Annotated in this window: 16 protein-coding genes, 3 tRNA genes and 1 pseudogene; 7 read left to right on the forward strand and 13 right to left on the reverse strand. The window is 65.6% G+C overall.

Annotated features, from left to right (window positions below):
• Positions 1-56: 56 nt before the first annotated feature.
• A complete protein-coding gene (locus tag G9465_RS04755) occupies positions 57-314 on the forward strand; it encodes a hypothetical protein (RefSeq protein WP_166968020.1) in 258 nt (85 codons plus the stop codon).
• Here the strand turns inward: G9465_RS04755 and G9465_RS04760 are convergent.
• Positions 311-985: an RNA ligase partner protein gene (locus G9465_RS04760; RefSeq protein ID WP_166968023.1), complete on the reverse strand. Its 675-nt coding sequence runs from the start codon at positions 983-985 to the stop codon at positions 311-313. The genes G9465_RS04755 and G9465_RS04760 overlap by 4 nt on opposite strands.
• 89 nt (positions 986-1074) lie before the next feature.
• Between G9465_RS04760 and G9465_RS04765 the strand changes: the two genes are divergently transcribed.
• A complete protein-coding gene (locus G9465_RS04765) occupies positions 1075-2190 on the forward strand; it encodes an RNA ligase (RefSeq protein WP_166968026.1) in 1116 nt (371 codons plus the stop codon).
• Between the two features lie 10 nt (positions 2191-2200).
• Here the strand turns inward: G9465_RS04765 and G9465_RS04770 are convergent, their stop codons facing one another.
• From G9465_RS04770 to G9465_RS04785, 4 genes are all read right to left on the reverse strand, one after another.
• A complete protein-coding gene (locus tag G9465_RS04770) occupies positions 2201-2677 on the reverse strand; it encodes a hypothetical protein (protein ID WP_227015716.1) in 477 nt (158 codons plus the stop codon).
• Positions 2678-2809: 132 nt separating this feature from the next.
• Positions 2810-4651 carry a UvrD-helicase domain-containing protein gene (locus G9465_RS04775; protein ID WP_166968028.1) on the reverse strand — a complete coding sequence of 614 codons (1842 nt, stop codon included), beginning with the start codon at positions 4649-4651 and terminating at the stop codon, positions 2810-2812.
• A 72-nt stretch (positions 4652-4723) separates the two neighbouring features.
• Complete coding sequence (locus G9465_RS04780; RefSeq protein WP_166968030.1) at positions 4724-5023, reverse strand: hypothetical protein; 300 nt, start codon at positions 5021-5023, stop codon at positions 4724-4726.
• Positions 5024-5049: 26 nt separating this feature from the next.
• Positions 5050-5400 (reverse strand): helix-turn-helix domain-containing protein, encoded by a 351-nt coding sequence (locus G9465_RS04785; RefSeq protein ID WP_166968032.1) that lies wholly within the window; start codon positions 5398-5400, stop codon positions 5050-5052.
• Between the two features lie 133 nt (positions 5401-5533).
• Between G9465_RS04785 and G9465_RS04790 the strand changes: the two genes are divergently transcribed.
• On the forward strand, positions 5534-6031 hold the full coding sequence (locus G9465_RS04790) for a PadR family transcriptional regulator (RefSeq protein WP_166968034.1): 498 nt from the start codon (positions 5534-5536) through the stop codon (positions 6029-6031).
• 212 nt (positions 6032-6243) lie between these two features.
• On the opposite strand, the gene G9465_RS04795 is transcribed toward G9465_RS04790, so the two are convergent.
• The 3 genes from G9465_RS04795 to G9465_RS04805 form a co-directional block, all read right to left on the reverse strand.
• The gene (locus tag G9465_RS04795) at positions 6244-6423 is read right to left on the reverse strand and encodes an HVO_0416 family zinc finger protein (protein ID WP_166968036.1); all 180 of its coding nucleotides are present in this window, start codon (positions 6421-6423) and stop codon (positions 6244-6246) included.
• Positions 6424-7015: 592 nt separating this feature from the next.
• Positions 7016-7090: transfer RNA gene (locus G9465_RS04800), tRNA-Ile, on the reverse strand.
• A gap of 130 nt (positions 7091-7220) precedes the next feature.
• A tRNA-Asn gene (locus G9465_RS04805) sits at positions 7221-7293 on the reverse strand.
• Between the two features lie 96 nt (positions 7294-7389).
• On the opposite strand from G9465_RS04805, the gene cca reads away from it, so the two are divergent.
• Positions 7390-8793: a CCA tRNA nucleotidyltransferase gene (cca, locus tag G9465_RS04810; RefSeq protein ID WP_166968038.1), complete on the forward strand. Its 1404-nt coding sequence runs from the start codon at positions 7390-7392 to the stop codon at positions 8791-8793.
• On the opposite strand, the gene G9465_RS04815 is transcribed toward cca, so the two are convergent.
• The 4 genes from G9465_RS04815 to G9465_RS04830 all read right to left on the reverse strand — a co-directional run bounded on the left by G9465_RS04815 (position 8772) and on the right by G9465_RS04830 (position 12330).
• Entirely contained in the window at positions 8772-9779 is a 1008-nt protein-coding gene (locus G9465_RS04815) for a histone deacetylase (protein ID WP_166968040.1), read from the reverse strand. The genes cca and G9465_RS04815 overlap by 22 nt on opposite strands.
• Complete coding sequence (locus G9465_RS26235) at positions 9780-10217, reverse strand: histone family protein (protein WP_166968042.1); 438 nt, start codon at positions 10215-10217, stop codon at positions 9780-9782.
• Between the two features lie 55 nt (positions 10218-10272).
• Positions 10273-11700, reverse strand: a complete 1428-nt coding sequence (locus G9465_RS04825) for a single-stranded DNA binding protein (RefSeq protein WP_166968044.1) — start codon at positions 11698-11700, stop codon at positions 10273-10275.
• A gap of 147 nt (positions 11701-11847) precedes the next feature.
• A complete protein-coding gene (locus G9465_RS04830; protein ID WP_193571733.1) occupies positions 11848-12330 on the reverse strand; it encodes a hypothetical protein in 483 nt (160 codons plus the stop codon).
• Between the two features lie 134 nt (positions 12331-12464).
• On the opposite strand from G9465_RS04830, the gene G9465_RS04835 reads away from it, so the two are divergent.
• A tRNA-Arg gene (locus G9465_RS04835) sits at positions 12465-12537 on the forward strand.
• A gap of 286 nt (positions 12538-12823) precedes the next feature.
• Positions 12824-13447 (forward strand): DUF309 domain-containing protein, encoded by a 624-nt coding sequence (locus G9465_RS04840; protein ID WP_166968046.1) that lies wholly within the window; start codon positions 12824-12826, stop codon positions 13445-13447.
• 64 nt (positions 13448-13511) lie between these two features.
• Here the strand turns inward: G9465_RS04840 and azf are convergent.
• Positions 13512-14281, reverse strand: a pseudogene (gene azf, locus G9465_RS04845) (NAD-dependent glucose-6-phosphate dehydrogenase Azf).
• Positions 14282-14356: 75 nt separating this feature from the next.
• Between azf and G9465_RS04850 the strand changes: the two are divergent.
• Positions 14357-14704 (forward strand): dihydroneopterin aldolase family protein, encoded by a 348-nt coding sequence (locus tag G9465_RS04850; protein WP_166968049.1) that lies wholly within the window; start codon positions 14357-14359, stop codon positions 14702-14704.
• Positions 14705-14716 lie beyond the last annotated feature (12 nt).

Consider the following 14716-nt stretch of genomic DNA (forward strand, 5'->3'; position numbering starts at 1 on the left):
CGGACTGTTCTGACTCTCCCGCGACGTTTTTATCGTCCTGTCGCGTACGACGACCGATGGCACGGGGTCTCCTCGGGACGATCGAGTTCATGGTCGCTGTCGTGCTCGCCGCGCGAGTCACGCTGCTGGGCGTCGACAACTTCGCTCGCGGTCAGACCGGTATCGGCGTCGTCTTCGTCGGTCTCGCCGCCGCGTTGCTCGTCATCGAGTGGTACGCGCCGTCCCCGACGGATATCCCCGGTGCGGTACTGAACCGGACGCGAAACGCGCTGCCCGGGCGAGGTGGACCGCCCGAGTCAGAGGACGACGTCTAGGTCCCGGACCGCCAGCGGTCGGGGTCGTCTGCGGCGAGATATTCGGTCAGCAGCGAGGGGAAACTCCGGCCTTTCAGATAGCGCAACCCGAAGTCCTCCGCCCAGTTGATGATGCCCTGGTCCTCCGTGACGACGCCCGCGTCCAGTTCTTTCGCAAGCATCAACAGGTCGAAGTCCTCACGTGAGTCGAGCACCCCCTGCCGGAGCGTGTCGCGGTACTCGTCCCGGAGGTCGGAGATGACCTTGTCCACCTCCGTCATGTGGTCGTGTTCCTCGACCGTCTCGGCGCGGGACTCCTCGGCTTTCCGGACGGCTTTCTCGGAGACGCGCAGGCCACGGTCGACCCGGTCGGACATCTCGTCGATGAACTTGTAGACGAGGTCTGCCGGAATCATCACTTCGTGGTGGGCCGGCGACTTCGTGATGACCCACGTATCGAGTTTCGTCAGTACGTCGCCGCTGACGTCGCGGTTCTCCAGCATCCCCGTCAACTCCGCCTTGATCGAGGGCGGCATGTAACAGGAGATGTTGTGAATCTGTTTCGCCGCCGCGATGAGTTCCAGCAGGTCCCGACACGCCGCCTCGACGTCCTGATCTGGCCCCCGTATCTCCGTGGTGAGAAACAGCGAGGTGTCCAGTACGAACCGCTGCTTGAGCGGACGGTCGGCCATAGCGGCGCTACGGCGCCTGTACACTAATGTCTGCTGTCGACGGTCGCCTCGCCCGATAGGTTTAGTCGCTGTGTGAACAACTTTCATGCATGGTCCGGGACTGGTCGTCGGTGTTCGACCTCGGCGACACCGACCACGAAGACCTGCTGGAGCACTTCGACCGGGCGTGGTTTCAGGGGAACGAGTACCGATACCTCTCGGACGCGCGCCACGGCGTCGAACGCGGGACCGCCATCCTCGACGACGTCGTCGTCAGGGGGTACCCATCGATGCCGCGAGCGCTCGTCCTCGAACCGGCCGTCCACGAGGTGTTCGACGGACCGGTCGCCGTCGAAGAGAAACTCAACGGTTACAACGTCCGGGTCGCCCGCGTCGACGGGGACCTCCTCGCGTTCACCCGGAGCGGGTTCGTCTGTCCGTACACGACCCGCAAAGTAGCGACGACGCTCGACGCCGACGGCTTCTTCGAGGACTACCCGGAGTACATGCTGTGTGGCGAACTCGTCGGCCCGGAGAACCCCTACACCGAACACGACTACCCGGAAGTCGACGAGGCGGCCTTCTACGTCTTCGGCATTCGCCACCGGGAGACGGGTGGCCCGATGCCCGTCGCCCGCCGGCGCGAGTGCTGTGTCACCTACGACCTCGACCCGGTTCGCCACTACGGGACGTTCACGCCCGCGGCGGCCGTCTCGACGGCGAAAGAAACCATCCGCGACCTCGACGCCCGCGGCCGGGAGGGCGTCGTCCTCAAGTCCACCGACGGCCGGCGCGCGCTGAAGTACACCACCAGCGCCATCCACCGCGCCGACCTCGAACACGCCTTCGCGCTCCCGTTCGACTACGGCCGGGATTTCATCTTCACCCGCGTGATTCGGGAGGCGTTTCAGGCCGTCGAGTTCGATGACCCGCCGGACCGAGTCCGCGAGCGGGCCCGGAAACTCGGCGAAGCAATCCTGTTACCGGCCGTCGAGACGGTGCGGGCCGTCGACGCCGACGACCCGGTCGGGGAGACCCACACCGTCAGAGCCGACCCCGAGGTAGTCGAGGCACTGCTGTCGTACTTTCGCGATAAGGGACTGGAACTGGCCATCGAACGCGACCGGACCGAGGACGGCGAGCGCGTGGTCACGTTCACGAAGGTCGCGCGGTCGACCCGCGATAAGACGGCGTACTACCTCTCGGGCGGGACGATAGACGAGTGACTCGGGCGCGCTACCGCCGGTAGTCGCCGACGGTCCGTATCGTGTCGCGTCCAGAAAGTCCGTGTTCGCGGCCCTCGTCGCGGTCCCAGCGGAGTTCTGCCGTCTCGCTATCGTCGTCGAACCCAGCCTCGGCCGTTCGGAACTGTAACACGAGGTCCATCGACCCGTCCTCGTTCACGTCGTCGGTGTGAGACCGAACGGGCGTCGTACCGTCGCCGTCTGCGACCGCCTCGGGCGCACCGAAGCGGTAGCGAACGTCCTCGCTCGTCGGGTCGAACTCCGCGGTCTGGTAGACGACGACAGAGGTGACTCCGTTGCTCTCGGGGTTGATCGGACTCTCCTCGGAGTCTGGTTTCACCTCGACGTCGAGTTCGCGCGGGAAGTGCGCCAGCGCACCGCCGGTCGCCGCTGTGAGTCCGGCGGTCGCAGCGGCGAGACCGGCAGTCGCTCTGAGGACGGTTCGTCGGTCGGGCATCGGTTCCGTCATGCAGTCGTCCGGTACCGAGAGTGACGGGAAACGGATTCTGGTACGGTGGACGAACACGTTCGACGGACGTACCAAAATGACCGACTGCGACGGTCCGGCGCGTCCGGTACTGTGGGAAATCTCCTGTCTCTGTCAGTCCGCGACGATGGCCTCGCCGGCCTCGTCCAGCAGTTCGTCGATGGAGCGCTCGCTCGGTTCGTTCTCCAGAAGGACGTCGATGGGGAGAGTCGGTGCGCCGTCGACGAGGTTCTCCATCAGGACCAGTCGTTCGCGGGCCCGAGACATCCCGACGTAGAACACGCGCCGTTCGTTGTCGGTCAGCGTCGGCACCGGACTCGTGTGCTTGGTGAACTCCTCGACGACGGGCACTTCGATGCCCTTCTGGTCGACTGTCGCGGCCATCTGCTCGACCACTTTCTCGGTCAGGTCCGTCGCGACGAACACGTGGTCGGCCTCACGACCCTTCGCGGAGTGGATGGTGCCCAGACGCACGCGGTCGGGGTCCATCCCGCGGTACTCGCCATTGAAGTAGGCGTTGACGGTACGCTCCTGGAAGTTCGTGACCTTCCGGAGCATGTCGCCTGCCGAGGCGGCGTCGGGGACGAACGGGACGTGGTCGGTGACGACCGTGTGTTCGATTTCGATCTCGGCGATGTCCTCGGAGTCGCTGTCCTCCTCGATGTCTTCGAGGGCGTCGAAGAAGTCATCGCGCTCCCCGGTGCCAAAGGCGGAGTCGACGAGCATGTCGGCCAATCGACGGGCCTCAAGCACCGAGAGCGTCTCCTCGTTCTCGACGGCCTCGACGGCGCTGACGTACTGGCTGAGGCGGTCGGTCCACATCCGCTGGTCGGTCAGACACGAGAAGGGGATGCCGTCGCCGATGAACTCGTCGATGAACTGGAACATCTGGTAGCGCGCCCGAAAGAGTACCATCACCGTCTCGTCGGACTGTTCGACGGTACCGGTGACGTTGCGCGCGAGGTCGTACATCGATGGGTTCTGGACGGCCTCGACGCGACCACCCTCTTTGCGCGGATTCAGGTCCTTCTCCTGGCGCTTCTCGATGTGACGGACCTCGCGGTTGACGACGTTGAGGATGCGCGAGGGGAGGCGATAGGAGTTCGGTAGAATCTCGTCCTGTGTGACGTCCTCTTCGAGCAGGAGGTCCGGGTCCGCGCCCTGCCACGCGTAGACGACCTGGTCGTCGTCGCCGGCGATGAGCACCCGCTTCATGTGGGGTTTCCACTCCTCGTAGACGTCGTACTGCAGGGTCGTGATGTCCTGGAACTCGTCGATGATGAGGTAGTCGACGTTCGGGAGCAGGGAGCGCTGGGCGACCCGTTCGAGCATGTCGGCGAAGCCGGTGAGGTCGTTGTCGCCCTTGAACGTCCGCCAGCCACGGATGGCGCTGGGGACGTCCACCCGGTCGTCGTCGGTGGGCCACGTCGGCGTGTACTTGTTCCCGGTCTGGGCGTTGTCGTCGATTTCGGGCGGGAGGCGGACCTCCTCGTCGTCCCACTTGAAGGGGACGTCGTACCAGTCGGCGACGTCCCGGCGAGTCCGCTGGAGCCACTGACTCGTGGCGATTATCTTGTTGCCGAGCGTCGTCGACCGGGCCGAGCGCCGCCGCGACCCCTCGTACTCGTCTTCGTACTCGATGCCGAACTGCTCGCAGAAGTCCTCCTTGTCGTCCTCGCCGACGACGTCGCCCCGCGAGAGGTTCAGCAGTTCGTACGCCTTCGCGTGCATCGTACAGACGTTCCCGCGTAGCGCCCGTGGCGTCAGGTCGAGTCGCTCGGCGAGACGCTCTCGAATCTCCGCGGCCGCGGCCCGGGTGTACGAGACCACCAGCACGTCACGAAAGTCCACGTCGTCGTCTTCCAGCAGTTCCTCGACGCGGTCCAGCAGTGCCGTCGTCTTCCCGCTACCGGGCCCACCGAACAGGCGGACAACCTCGGTGGTCGAATCGGTCATTGCACCTATACTAGTTCCCCGCACCAATAAACGACGTGCTTTAGAGAAACGGGGGGTCGTCGACCCGCAGCACTACCGATACAGCGAGACGTACAGCATCGCGAACCCGATGATGAAGGGGATGGTCTCGGCCATCTGGAAGAACACCCGCAGGAGTGCCCCCACCTCGCCGGCGCTCAACTGGGTGATGACGCTGGAGATGGCGACGCCCATGCTGATGAACGCGAACCCGACGAACGCGTACTGCAGGCGCTCGGACGGTCGCTTCCGGTAGGCCTGAAAACTGATGAGCGTGATACCGAGCGTCAGGCCGAACACGACCATCCGCATCAACACGAGCGCTCCACGCGCGATTGCGACGCCGTCGGCCATCGTTTCAGTTCCGTCCGTTCATGTCGTCACTCGGGGTTCAGTTCGTCCCACAACTGGCTGAATCGGTCGGGGAGGTTCTCCTCGCGGTAGATGCGCACCTTGTACTCTTCGTCTTCCAGTGAGATGACCGTCGACTCGAAGTTGGACTCGTACACCTTGTAGTGGTTCCCGTCCTCGGCGACCAGCGTGTGGTCCGTGACGAGGTCGTACTCGTCTAACAGTTCGATGCGGCGGTACACCGTCGGCAACGAGAGGTCGCACTCCTCGGCGAGTTCCTTGGCCGAATGCGGTTCGCGGCTGATGGCTGCCAACACCCGTCGTGCGTGCTGGTCACCGATTGTGTCCAGAACCTCCTCGATGCTCTTGTCCTCTGCCACTATGAATGAGTTCTCATCCGGTCATATAAGCGTTTTCGAGACCGGGGGGTTGTTTCAGAATCGGAAAACGCTGATGGGTTTATATGGCCACAGAGGCACTACGCCCTGATGCGGATCGCGTTCAGGTAAAACGATGTCCGGAGACAACCTCCGTCGCGTGGCGACGGGCAAGACGATGGGCGACCGACCAGACGAGCGACTGACCCCCCTCGGAGGATCGGATGACCCACGAGCGAACGACACCGCCAGTCGTGACGCCATCCCGGAGTCGCTGTTGACTTCGGTCATCGACGACGTTACTGCTGGTGACCTCGCCGTCGACGACGGCATGGTGACCCAGAGCCTGGACGAGATTCTGCTCGCGCTGATAGCGTTGTCCGACGACGAGACGCACGGGACCGGTCTCATGGAGGAACTGTCACGTCTGTTCGACGCGCAGTTGAGTCCGGGCACCGTGTACCCGCGTCTGCACGACCTCGAAGCCGATGACACGCTCACGGTACACGAGCTCGTACAGACCAAGCAGTACTCGATAACCGACACCGCCGCAGCGGAATCGCAAATCGAGACCGCGGCGTACAGGCATCTCCTCATCGGGATGTTCCTGCACGCGTCGCTGGACGCGCTGTAATCGCTCTCGTCTACCCCTCTTTGGCGTCGGCGAGGCTGACGACTGACCCCCGTCGGCCGTCCTCGACGCTCGGGCGACGAACGCCGCCGGTCGACGACTGACCCCCGTCGGCCGGTGGCCATTTCTCGCTCTCTTGCTGCCTGACTCAGCACCGACAGCGCATCCGCTCTGTCGTCACGGACGCGAAAAAACGAACCGCCGCGGAACCGCCCTCAGTTTACTGGTGTCCAGCCACACACCGAGCACTCGCTCGCGGCCGACTCGTGAAGGCCGCCACAGTCCGGACACTGCTTCTTGTTGTAGTTTTCCTCCCAGCCCGTCTCCTCGACGTCGTGGCCTCGCTGGGAGAGGAATTCGTCGAACATGTCGTCTCCACTCGGTGCGGTCGCCATACATGCTATGGTATAGCACATCAGTATTTAGAGCTACCGATATTGAGAAACGTTGCCGCACAACACGATATGTGTAGCCCACTCTGCCGTATCGAACTGCAACCCCTCGATTTCCGCCGACGACGACCGACTCGACGTCGAGAACAGCAGTGCCCCGCCGTCCTGACGATTGTAGGTCGCTGACGCCGACCGGCCACAGGCAGTTCGTCGCTCGCACACCGACGCAGTGCCGTACTCGTCGAACGCGGTACCCGGGTTAGTTTGCCGTCTCTCGTCGCTCGACGGTTGCCGACTCCTCGCTGGCGACTGCCACCCGATACCCCTCGATAGTCGCTGCAATCGTCGTGTCGGTTCTCCCCCCCAACGAACCGGCTCAACGAATCCTGGTCGCGATACGCGTGTCGTACGACGCCCCACGAATCTTCGACGCCCTCGACCGTCGCGAACGACTTGACTCTCTTAGCGGTGATTTCAGTCGCGACGCCGTGACGTAACGAGTGCGTGATAACGACGACACCACATCGACTCGGCCGATGACGTTCAGGCCTCGCTTGTAGAAGCTGTGTCGGCTCAAAACCCTCCAAACGCTGCATGGGCCCTGCCGGATTTGAACCAGCGCTCAATCGGTTATGAGCCGATCGCTTTAACCAGACTAAGCTAAGGGCCCTCGTGGACCGTTTCTCGGTTCCGCGTCTTTAGCCTGTCGGGTCCGTGTCGGTCGGTTCTTGGCTCGTCGACGTCGGCGCGACACGCGTGGCTTGTCGACGCTTTTCACCCGTTAACACTGAAGAAGGGGACGCCACCGCCAGGGCTCGAACCTGGGACAACCTGGGTAACAACCAGGTGCTCTACCAACTGAGCTACGGCGGCTTGTTCGCATGCATCGATTGACGGAGTTGTTAAATAGGGCTTTCGTTTCCGAGCGCCATCGACACGCTTTCACGCACTCTGTGAGTATCGGTGGGCATGAGCGACGAGTTCGACGCCGTCGTCGAGCGGGTCCACGAGCGGGTCTCGCCCGGCGCCGAGGAGCGCGAGCGGTTACAGCGGGCCGCCGAGACGGTGATGGAGCGGGCGAGAGACGCTATCGCCGACCTCCCCGTCTCGGCCGAGGTGATACAGGTCGGATCGACGGCCAGAGGGACGTGGACCGCCGGGGACCGCGACGTCGACGTGTTCGTCGCGTTCCCGCCGGACCTGCCACGGGAGACGCTGGAGGAGTACGGGCTGGAAGTGGGCCACGCCGTCCTCCCCGAGGGCCGCGAGGAGTACGCCGAACACCCCTACGTCGTCGGCGAGTGTGACGGCTACGACGTCGACCTCGTCCCGTGTTACGCCGTCGAGGACGCCACGGCCATCCAGTCCGCGGTCGATCGGACGCCGTTCCACACTCGGTACCTCGACTCGCGACTGGACGACGCCCTCGCCGGGGACGTCCGGGTCACCAAGCAGTTCCTGAAGGGCATCGGCGTCTACGGGAGCGACCTCCGTACCCGTGGATTCTCGGGCTATCTGACCGAACTGCTGGTGCTGGAGTACGGCGGCTTCCGCGAGTTCGTCGAGGCGGCCGCGGACTGGCACCCGCCAGTCACGTTCGACCCGGAGGACCACGGCACCGTCTCGTTCGACGACCCGCTCGTCGTCGTCGACCCGACCGACCCCGAGCGCAACGTCGCCGCGGTCTGTTCGGCAACGAACGTGGCGCGGTTCCAGCACTACGCACGGGACCTCCTCGCGAACCCCCGAATCGGCCTGTTCGAGGCCAGCGAGCCCGACCCGTACGACGCCGACGCGGTGGCTGTAGCCATCGAACGCCGCGGGACGACGCCGGTGGCGCTTCGGTTCGACGCGCCCGACGTGGTCGAGGACCAACTCTGGCCACAGCTACGGAAGTCACTCGGCGGCCTCACGGACGAACTCGACCGGCGGGGGTTCGACGTGCTTCGCTCGGCGGCCTTCGCCACGGACGGTGTGGACGCCGGGGCAAGCGCGGATACGCCGTCGGACGCGACCGGTGACGCCGTCCTGCTGGCGGAACTCGCCGTCGCCGAACGCCCGGCTATCGAGCGCCACGACGGGCCGCCGGTCCACGTCCGCGAGCACGCGACGGGGTTCTACGAGGCGTACGAAGACGACCCCGAGGTGGCCGGCCCCTTCGTCGACGGCGAGCGCTACGTGGTAGAGCGGCCGCGGGCGGTGACGACGGCGGCGGAATTCCTCCACAGCGACGCGCTGTTGGACGTGCGACTCGGGCCGCACGTCGAATCGGCGCTCGACGCGGGCTACGACGTGCTGGTCGGCGAGGAGATTACCGAACTAGCCGACGCTTTCGGCGTGGAACTGGCCGACTACTTCGACCCGAAGCCCTGAGCGGCGACCTCGTCGAGGACGTCGCGGGCGTCCTCGCTCACGTCGTCGTCGGGTTCCATCGGCCGGTAGCCGTCGAACACTTCGTGGACAGTCGTCACCGAGTCGGAGAGCGTATCGAGGCCGTAGCCGCCTTCGAGGACGAAGCTCAGGCCGGCGTTACAGTCCTCGGCGAGCGTTCGCATCCGCTGGGTCATAGCGCCGTATCCCTCCGTCGTCACGCGCATCCGTGAGATGGGGTCGTGCTCGTGGGCGTCGAAGCCGGCGGAGACGACGAGCAGGTCCGGGTCGTAGTCGGCGATGGCCGGCGCGATAGCCTCGTCGATGGCCGCGAGATAGTCGGCGGTGTCCGCGCCGGGCTGATACTTGACGTTGAGATTGGTATCGGCACCGTCGCCCTCGCCGGTCTCGTCGATGGCGCCGGTCCCGGGGTAGAGGCCGTCCTCGTGGATGGAGGCGTAGAACACGTCGCCACGGTCGTAGAAGATGTCCTGCGTGCCGTTGCCGTGGTGGACGTCCCAATCGAAGATGGCGACGCGGTCGGCGTCGCGTTCGAGGGCGGCCTGTGCGGCGACGGCGGCGTTGTTGATGAAACAAAAGCCCATCGCGTCGTCGTAGACGGCGTGGTGGCCCGGCGGCCGGCCGAGCGCGAAGGGGGTGTCCCGGGCCGAGACGCCGTCCATCGCCGTCTCGGCGGCCCAGACGGCCAGCCCCGCGGAGGCTACCGCGGCGTCCCACGTCGCCTCGACGGCGACGGTGTCGGCGTCCCAGTTCCCCCCGCCGTCGTCGCAGAACTCGCGGAACTCCGCTATGTAGTCGGGGTCGTGGACGCCGTGGACCAACTCGAGGTCGACGTCGCCGGCGGCGACGTACTCGACGCCGTGGCGCTCCTTGAGTGCGCGTCTGACCGCCCGGAGTCGGTCGGGACTCTCGGGATGGCGCGGGCCGGTGTCGTGGTCTAGACAGACCTCGCGGTAGCCGAAGTTCATTCAGTAGTACTGGCCGAGTTCGAAGTAGGTCTCGATGTCTGCCGCCTTGACTGTACGGCGGTCTGCGTGACGGGCCAGCGTCGCCGCGGCGGCGGCCACGTCGTCGGCGAACGCTTCGAGGATGTTCGCGAGGGCGACGCGTGCGTCCATCGCGACGCGGTAGTCGTCGGCGATATCGAGGCGTGCGATGCGGTCGACCGGGGCAACCGGAAGTTCCAGACTGTCCTTGTCCGGAACGTGGTTCACCCCGAAGTCAGCGGGCATCAGCGTCTTCCGGCCGTCAGCAGTCGCCTCCTCTGCGGCGGCGACCGCAAGCGACGCTCCTCGTTTCTGAATCCGACGAGCCAGTTCCTCTGCCGCGTCGGCACTGACCCGCAACCCGTCCGCGTTCCGCCGGATGACGGCGTCCACCGGCGCGAACGGTAGCTCGACGCTCATACCCACAAGCGAGAGTGTTGCGGCCTTAAGAGTTTCCGTAGCGGCGCTCCCCCGCTCAGAACACGTCGTCGGCGTCGAGACGACCGTCGTCCATGACACCGCGTACCGTAATCTCCTGTCCCAGTTGGACGCGTTCGTTCGTCTCGACGCTCATCGTCTCCTCGCCGTCGTCTAAGACGACCGGGTCGCCGGTCTGGACGACGGTGCCGGTGAACTCGACCTGTTCGGCGGCCTGTACCCCCCCGCTGTCATCGGTACCGCTGGCACTGCTGCCGGCCCCACTCGACGTGTCCCCGCTGTCGCCGTCGCCGGTGAACGAAGCGAGGCCGGCGTGTTCGTCGTCCCCGGACTGGGCGGGTGCGCTTTCGACGTTCGTCCCGTCGTCTAAGACCACGACCGTCGAGGCCCAGTTGGCGGAGGCTTCCTTGTCGTCCTGCCAGCCGTCCTGGATCTCTACGTCGGCGACCAGTATCTCGTCGCCCGGCGCGATGTCCTTGTCGGCCTTATCGCCCCATAGGGCCACTCGGATGTCGCCGGTGGCGTCCTGAACCCGGACGTTCCGGACCTGTCCCTCGCTGCCGTCGTCGCGGTCGAACGTGCGGACCGGGTCCGTCGAGCGGACGACGCCGGCGATGTCGACGGTGTCGCCGATTTCGACGCGCTCGATGGGGTCGGCGTCGGGTTCGAAGTCGACCGCCTCGTCTATCTCGTCGATGGCGCCGTCGTCGCCGACGTGCAGTTCGAGCGCCCCGTCACGTTCACGGACGTAGCCGTCGACGACTTCGACGGCAGTGCCGGGGTCCAGTTCCTCGGCGCGGTCGGCCCGGTCGTCCCACATCGTCACGCGGACGCGGCCGGTCTCGTCGCCCAGCGTGAGGTTCGAGACGCGTCCTTCGCTGCCGTCGTCGCGGTCGAACGTGCGGATGCTGTCGGTGTCCAGCACGAGGCCACGCAGGCTCACGTCGGACTGGCCCATCGTCAGCGACTCGACGCTGGATCCGTCGCCGGGTTCGACGTCGATGGTGGCGTCCTCGTCGGGTTCGGCCTTGTCGACGGAGACTTCGAGGCCGTTGTACCCCTCTTTGGGGCGACCTTTGACCCGGAGAACGTCGCCCACGTCGAGTGCGCCCTCGTCGATGTCGACGGCCTGTCCGTCCCAGAAGGCGAGACGGATACTGGCCGTCTCGTCTGCGGCTTCGACGTTGATGACTCGGCCGTCCTCGTCCTCGCCGTCGCGTTCGAACGTCTTCAGGTCGCCGACTGCCATCACCTTCGCGAGGAACTTCACCTCGTCCATCCCCGGTTCGACGTCCGCGATGGTCTCGACTTCGCCTTCGTTGAGTTCGTGGGCCAGCAACATCGCGGCCGTCTCCTCGTCCGCGAGGCCGCCCATCTGTTCGACCTTCTCCTCGACGGCCTCGCGGAACTCCTCCTCGGAGACGTCCGTCTCTAAGTCCGCGTAAATGTCCTCTATCGCACCCATCTATCTATGGGACGCAGGGATGGGCTGCGCTTAAGCGTTGTCGTTGGTCGAGCGGGCCGCTGCCGTCCGTCGATTCCGTCGCCGTGGCTGGCATATTCCGGAGTGGCTTCGGCACCCGATATAAACCTCCGCCCGACACGGGCTCTCTCACCGCTCGGCCGTCGTCACCTCGGTCGGGCCGTCGCCGTGGTCGTGGGTGACGACGACGCGACCCGGCAGGCCGCCCTCGAACTGCACCATCGTTTCGTAGTCGATTTCGACGATGGCCTGCGTACACGCGTCGCCGGCGTCGTCGCGGGCACCCGTCTCGACGGCGACGGTCAGTTCGTCGGCCGCGGCGTCGTAGTCTGCCCCCGCCAGCGCGGCGGTCTTACAGCCGTTGGCGCCCCAGATGGTCCCGTCGACGGTCACCGCGTCCGTCCCGAAGGTGACGCTGGCCTCGCTTACCTGCGTGCCAGACTCGCGTCGGGTGACGGTGAACTCGGTCCCGGTCACGTGCGGGTCTTCGTCTCCGGTCCCGTTGTCTGTTCCGCCGCCGTCGCCGGTTCCGGGGTCGCCACTGGACGCACAGCCGGCCAGCGCAACCGCACCGGCCGCGCCGAGTCGCCGAAGGAGGGCTCTGCGGTGCATACCCGGACAACTACCCGGTAACAGGAAGGTCCTTGTGGTGGTTCAAACCCGGCTTTGACCGTGGTGTGCTCTCCCGTCGCGCGGGGCCGTCGAACCGTCACCCTTTTCATACCGACCACCCTCCTTCAAGATGAGTCCGGATAGGGTAGTGGACTATCCTCTTGGCTTGCGGAGCCAGGGACCGGAGTTCAAATCTCCGTCCGGACGTTCTCTTCGTTCACGACCGGCGAGCTCCACGCTCGCTCCGCTCGCGTGGAACTCCGTCCGGACGCTACATTTCCGCGAACCAACTCTGCGAGCGACGGCCCTGTCGCTCGCACCCGTGAGCGGTTATGCGGACTGCGGAGATTTGAACACGACAGTCGCAGCGCGAGTGGAGCGAGCGACCGTCTGTCACCTGTTCAAATCTCCGTCCGGACGTTCTCTTCGTTCACGACCGGCGAGCGACAGTGTCGTCACGCCGTTTTTCCCGACCCGTCGCCTATCACCGCGCATGGACGCTCATCTCCGGGCCGGCATCGCCGTCTACGACGCCGGTCGGTTCCACGCCGCCCACGACGCGTGGGAGGACTACTGGCTCGAACTGGACGCGGGGCGCGACGAGCGGTTCCTCCACGGCCTCATTCAGTTCACCGCTGTCGTCCACCACGGCCGGACCGAGAACTGGTCGGGCGCACAGGGCCTCGCGGAGAGCGCCGGCGAGTACCTCGCAGGCCTGCCCGCGGACTACCGCGGCGTGAACCTCGACGACGTGCGGCCGTTCCTCGCGCGTGCGGCCGAGGACACCGAGGCAGTCGACTGGGACCACCCGCCGGCGCTTCGCCACCACGGCGAGACGCTGGACTACGAGGCGCTGGACTTCGAGGCGACGGCCGTCGCCGCCGGTGTGCTGGCCGAGGCCGAGGGGTACGACGACGGCGTCGTCGCCGACGCCGTCGACTACGCCCGGGACGAACTGGACGACAGAGGAGAAGGGCGGTTCGTCGGCCTCCTGTTCTCGTTCGTCAGAGAGGGCGAGCATCGGTCGGTGGTGTACCACCGCCTGCGCGACCACGTCGAACGCGAACGGCAGAAAGACGACGACGTGCAGGGACTGTTCGACGAGCGATCGGGGTGAGCAGGTCGATTGCCGTCGCCACACGGCTGGACCCGGTCGATCACAGAACCAGCAATAACGCTGCTCAGACGTCCGGTTCGACGACCCGCTCGTCCCCTTCGAAGTGAGCGGAGTTGTCCCGCGGAGTGTAGCCCAGCGCCTCTTTGGCGCGTTCGAGGGAGTAGTACTTCCGGTCGTTGTCGGAGATGCCGTAGACGATTTCGAAGTCGTAGTCGGCTTCGAGCGCGCACTCGTGGATGTGGGCGCAGTCGGGGTAGGAGAGCCACATCGCCTGTCCGCGCTCGTAGTCGATGGGCGGGTGGCCTCGGGTCAGGTTGCCGATGCGGATGTTACACACGTTGATGCCGTATTCGTCGTGGTAGTAGCGGCCGAGTATCTCGCCGGTGGCCTTCGAGACGCCGTAGAGGTTGCCCGGGCGGGGAACTCCGTCCCGTCGAGCAGGAAGTCGGCCTCCTCGCGGTACATCTCGGGGTGCGGCGGTCGGTCTCGAACGCGCCGACGGCGTGGTTCGAGGAGGCGTAGACGAACTTCTCGACGCCCTCGTCGACGGCGGCCTCGTACATCTTCTGGGTGCCGTCGATGTTGTTCGCTAAGACAGAATCCCACGGGGCTTCGGGCGGGGTCACCGGCGAGGTGGATGATGGCCCCGACGCCGTCGACGGCGGCCGCGACGTCCTCGTCGTCGGCGACGTCGCCGACGAGGAACTCGTGGGATGGCTCCTCGGCCGGCGGGCTGTGGAACATGAGTTTCCACTCGTAGGCGTCCCCGATGCCTTCGAGGATGGCCTCCCCGACCGCGCCGCCCGCGCCTGTGAGTAGAACCGGGTCGTCCATTCGTATACGAGGGATAGACAGCGCACAATAGGTAGCTTGCGGTTCCGTTATGTGCCGGTAGACCGACCAATAGGTATGGACCCGACAACGCCGCAGGTCGCCTGTTTCGAGGCCGGCATCAAGTTCGGCTCGCTGTATCACCAGTTCGCCGGCACGCCCGTGAGCCCCGATAGCGCCGACTCGCTGGCGGCGGCGATCGAAGAGGCCATCGAGAACCAACCACACTGCGAGTCGGTCACCGTCGAGGTCCGCGAGGCCCCGCTTCGCGAGGCCATCGCGGCGGCCGGCGCCGACTACACGGAACTGACCGGGCGGTTCCTCGATGTCTCGATGACCATCGACTACGAGGGCTGTGTCGTCGAGACGAGCATGGCGATGGAGGACGGCTACCCGCTGATGCAGGTCGATTCGGTCAGCGAGTGACGCTGCCGTTCG

The organism is Haloarcula sp. JP-L23 (genome assembly GCF_011602445.1).
Lineage (GTDB): Archaea > Halobacteriota > Halobacteria > Halobacteriales > Haloarculaceae > Haloarcula > Haloarcula pellucida.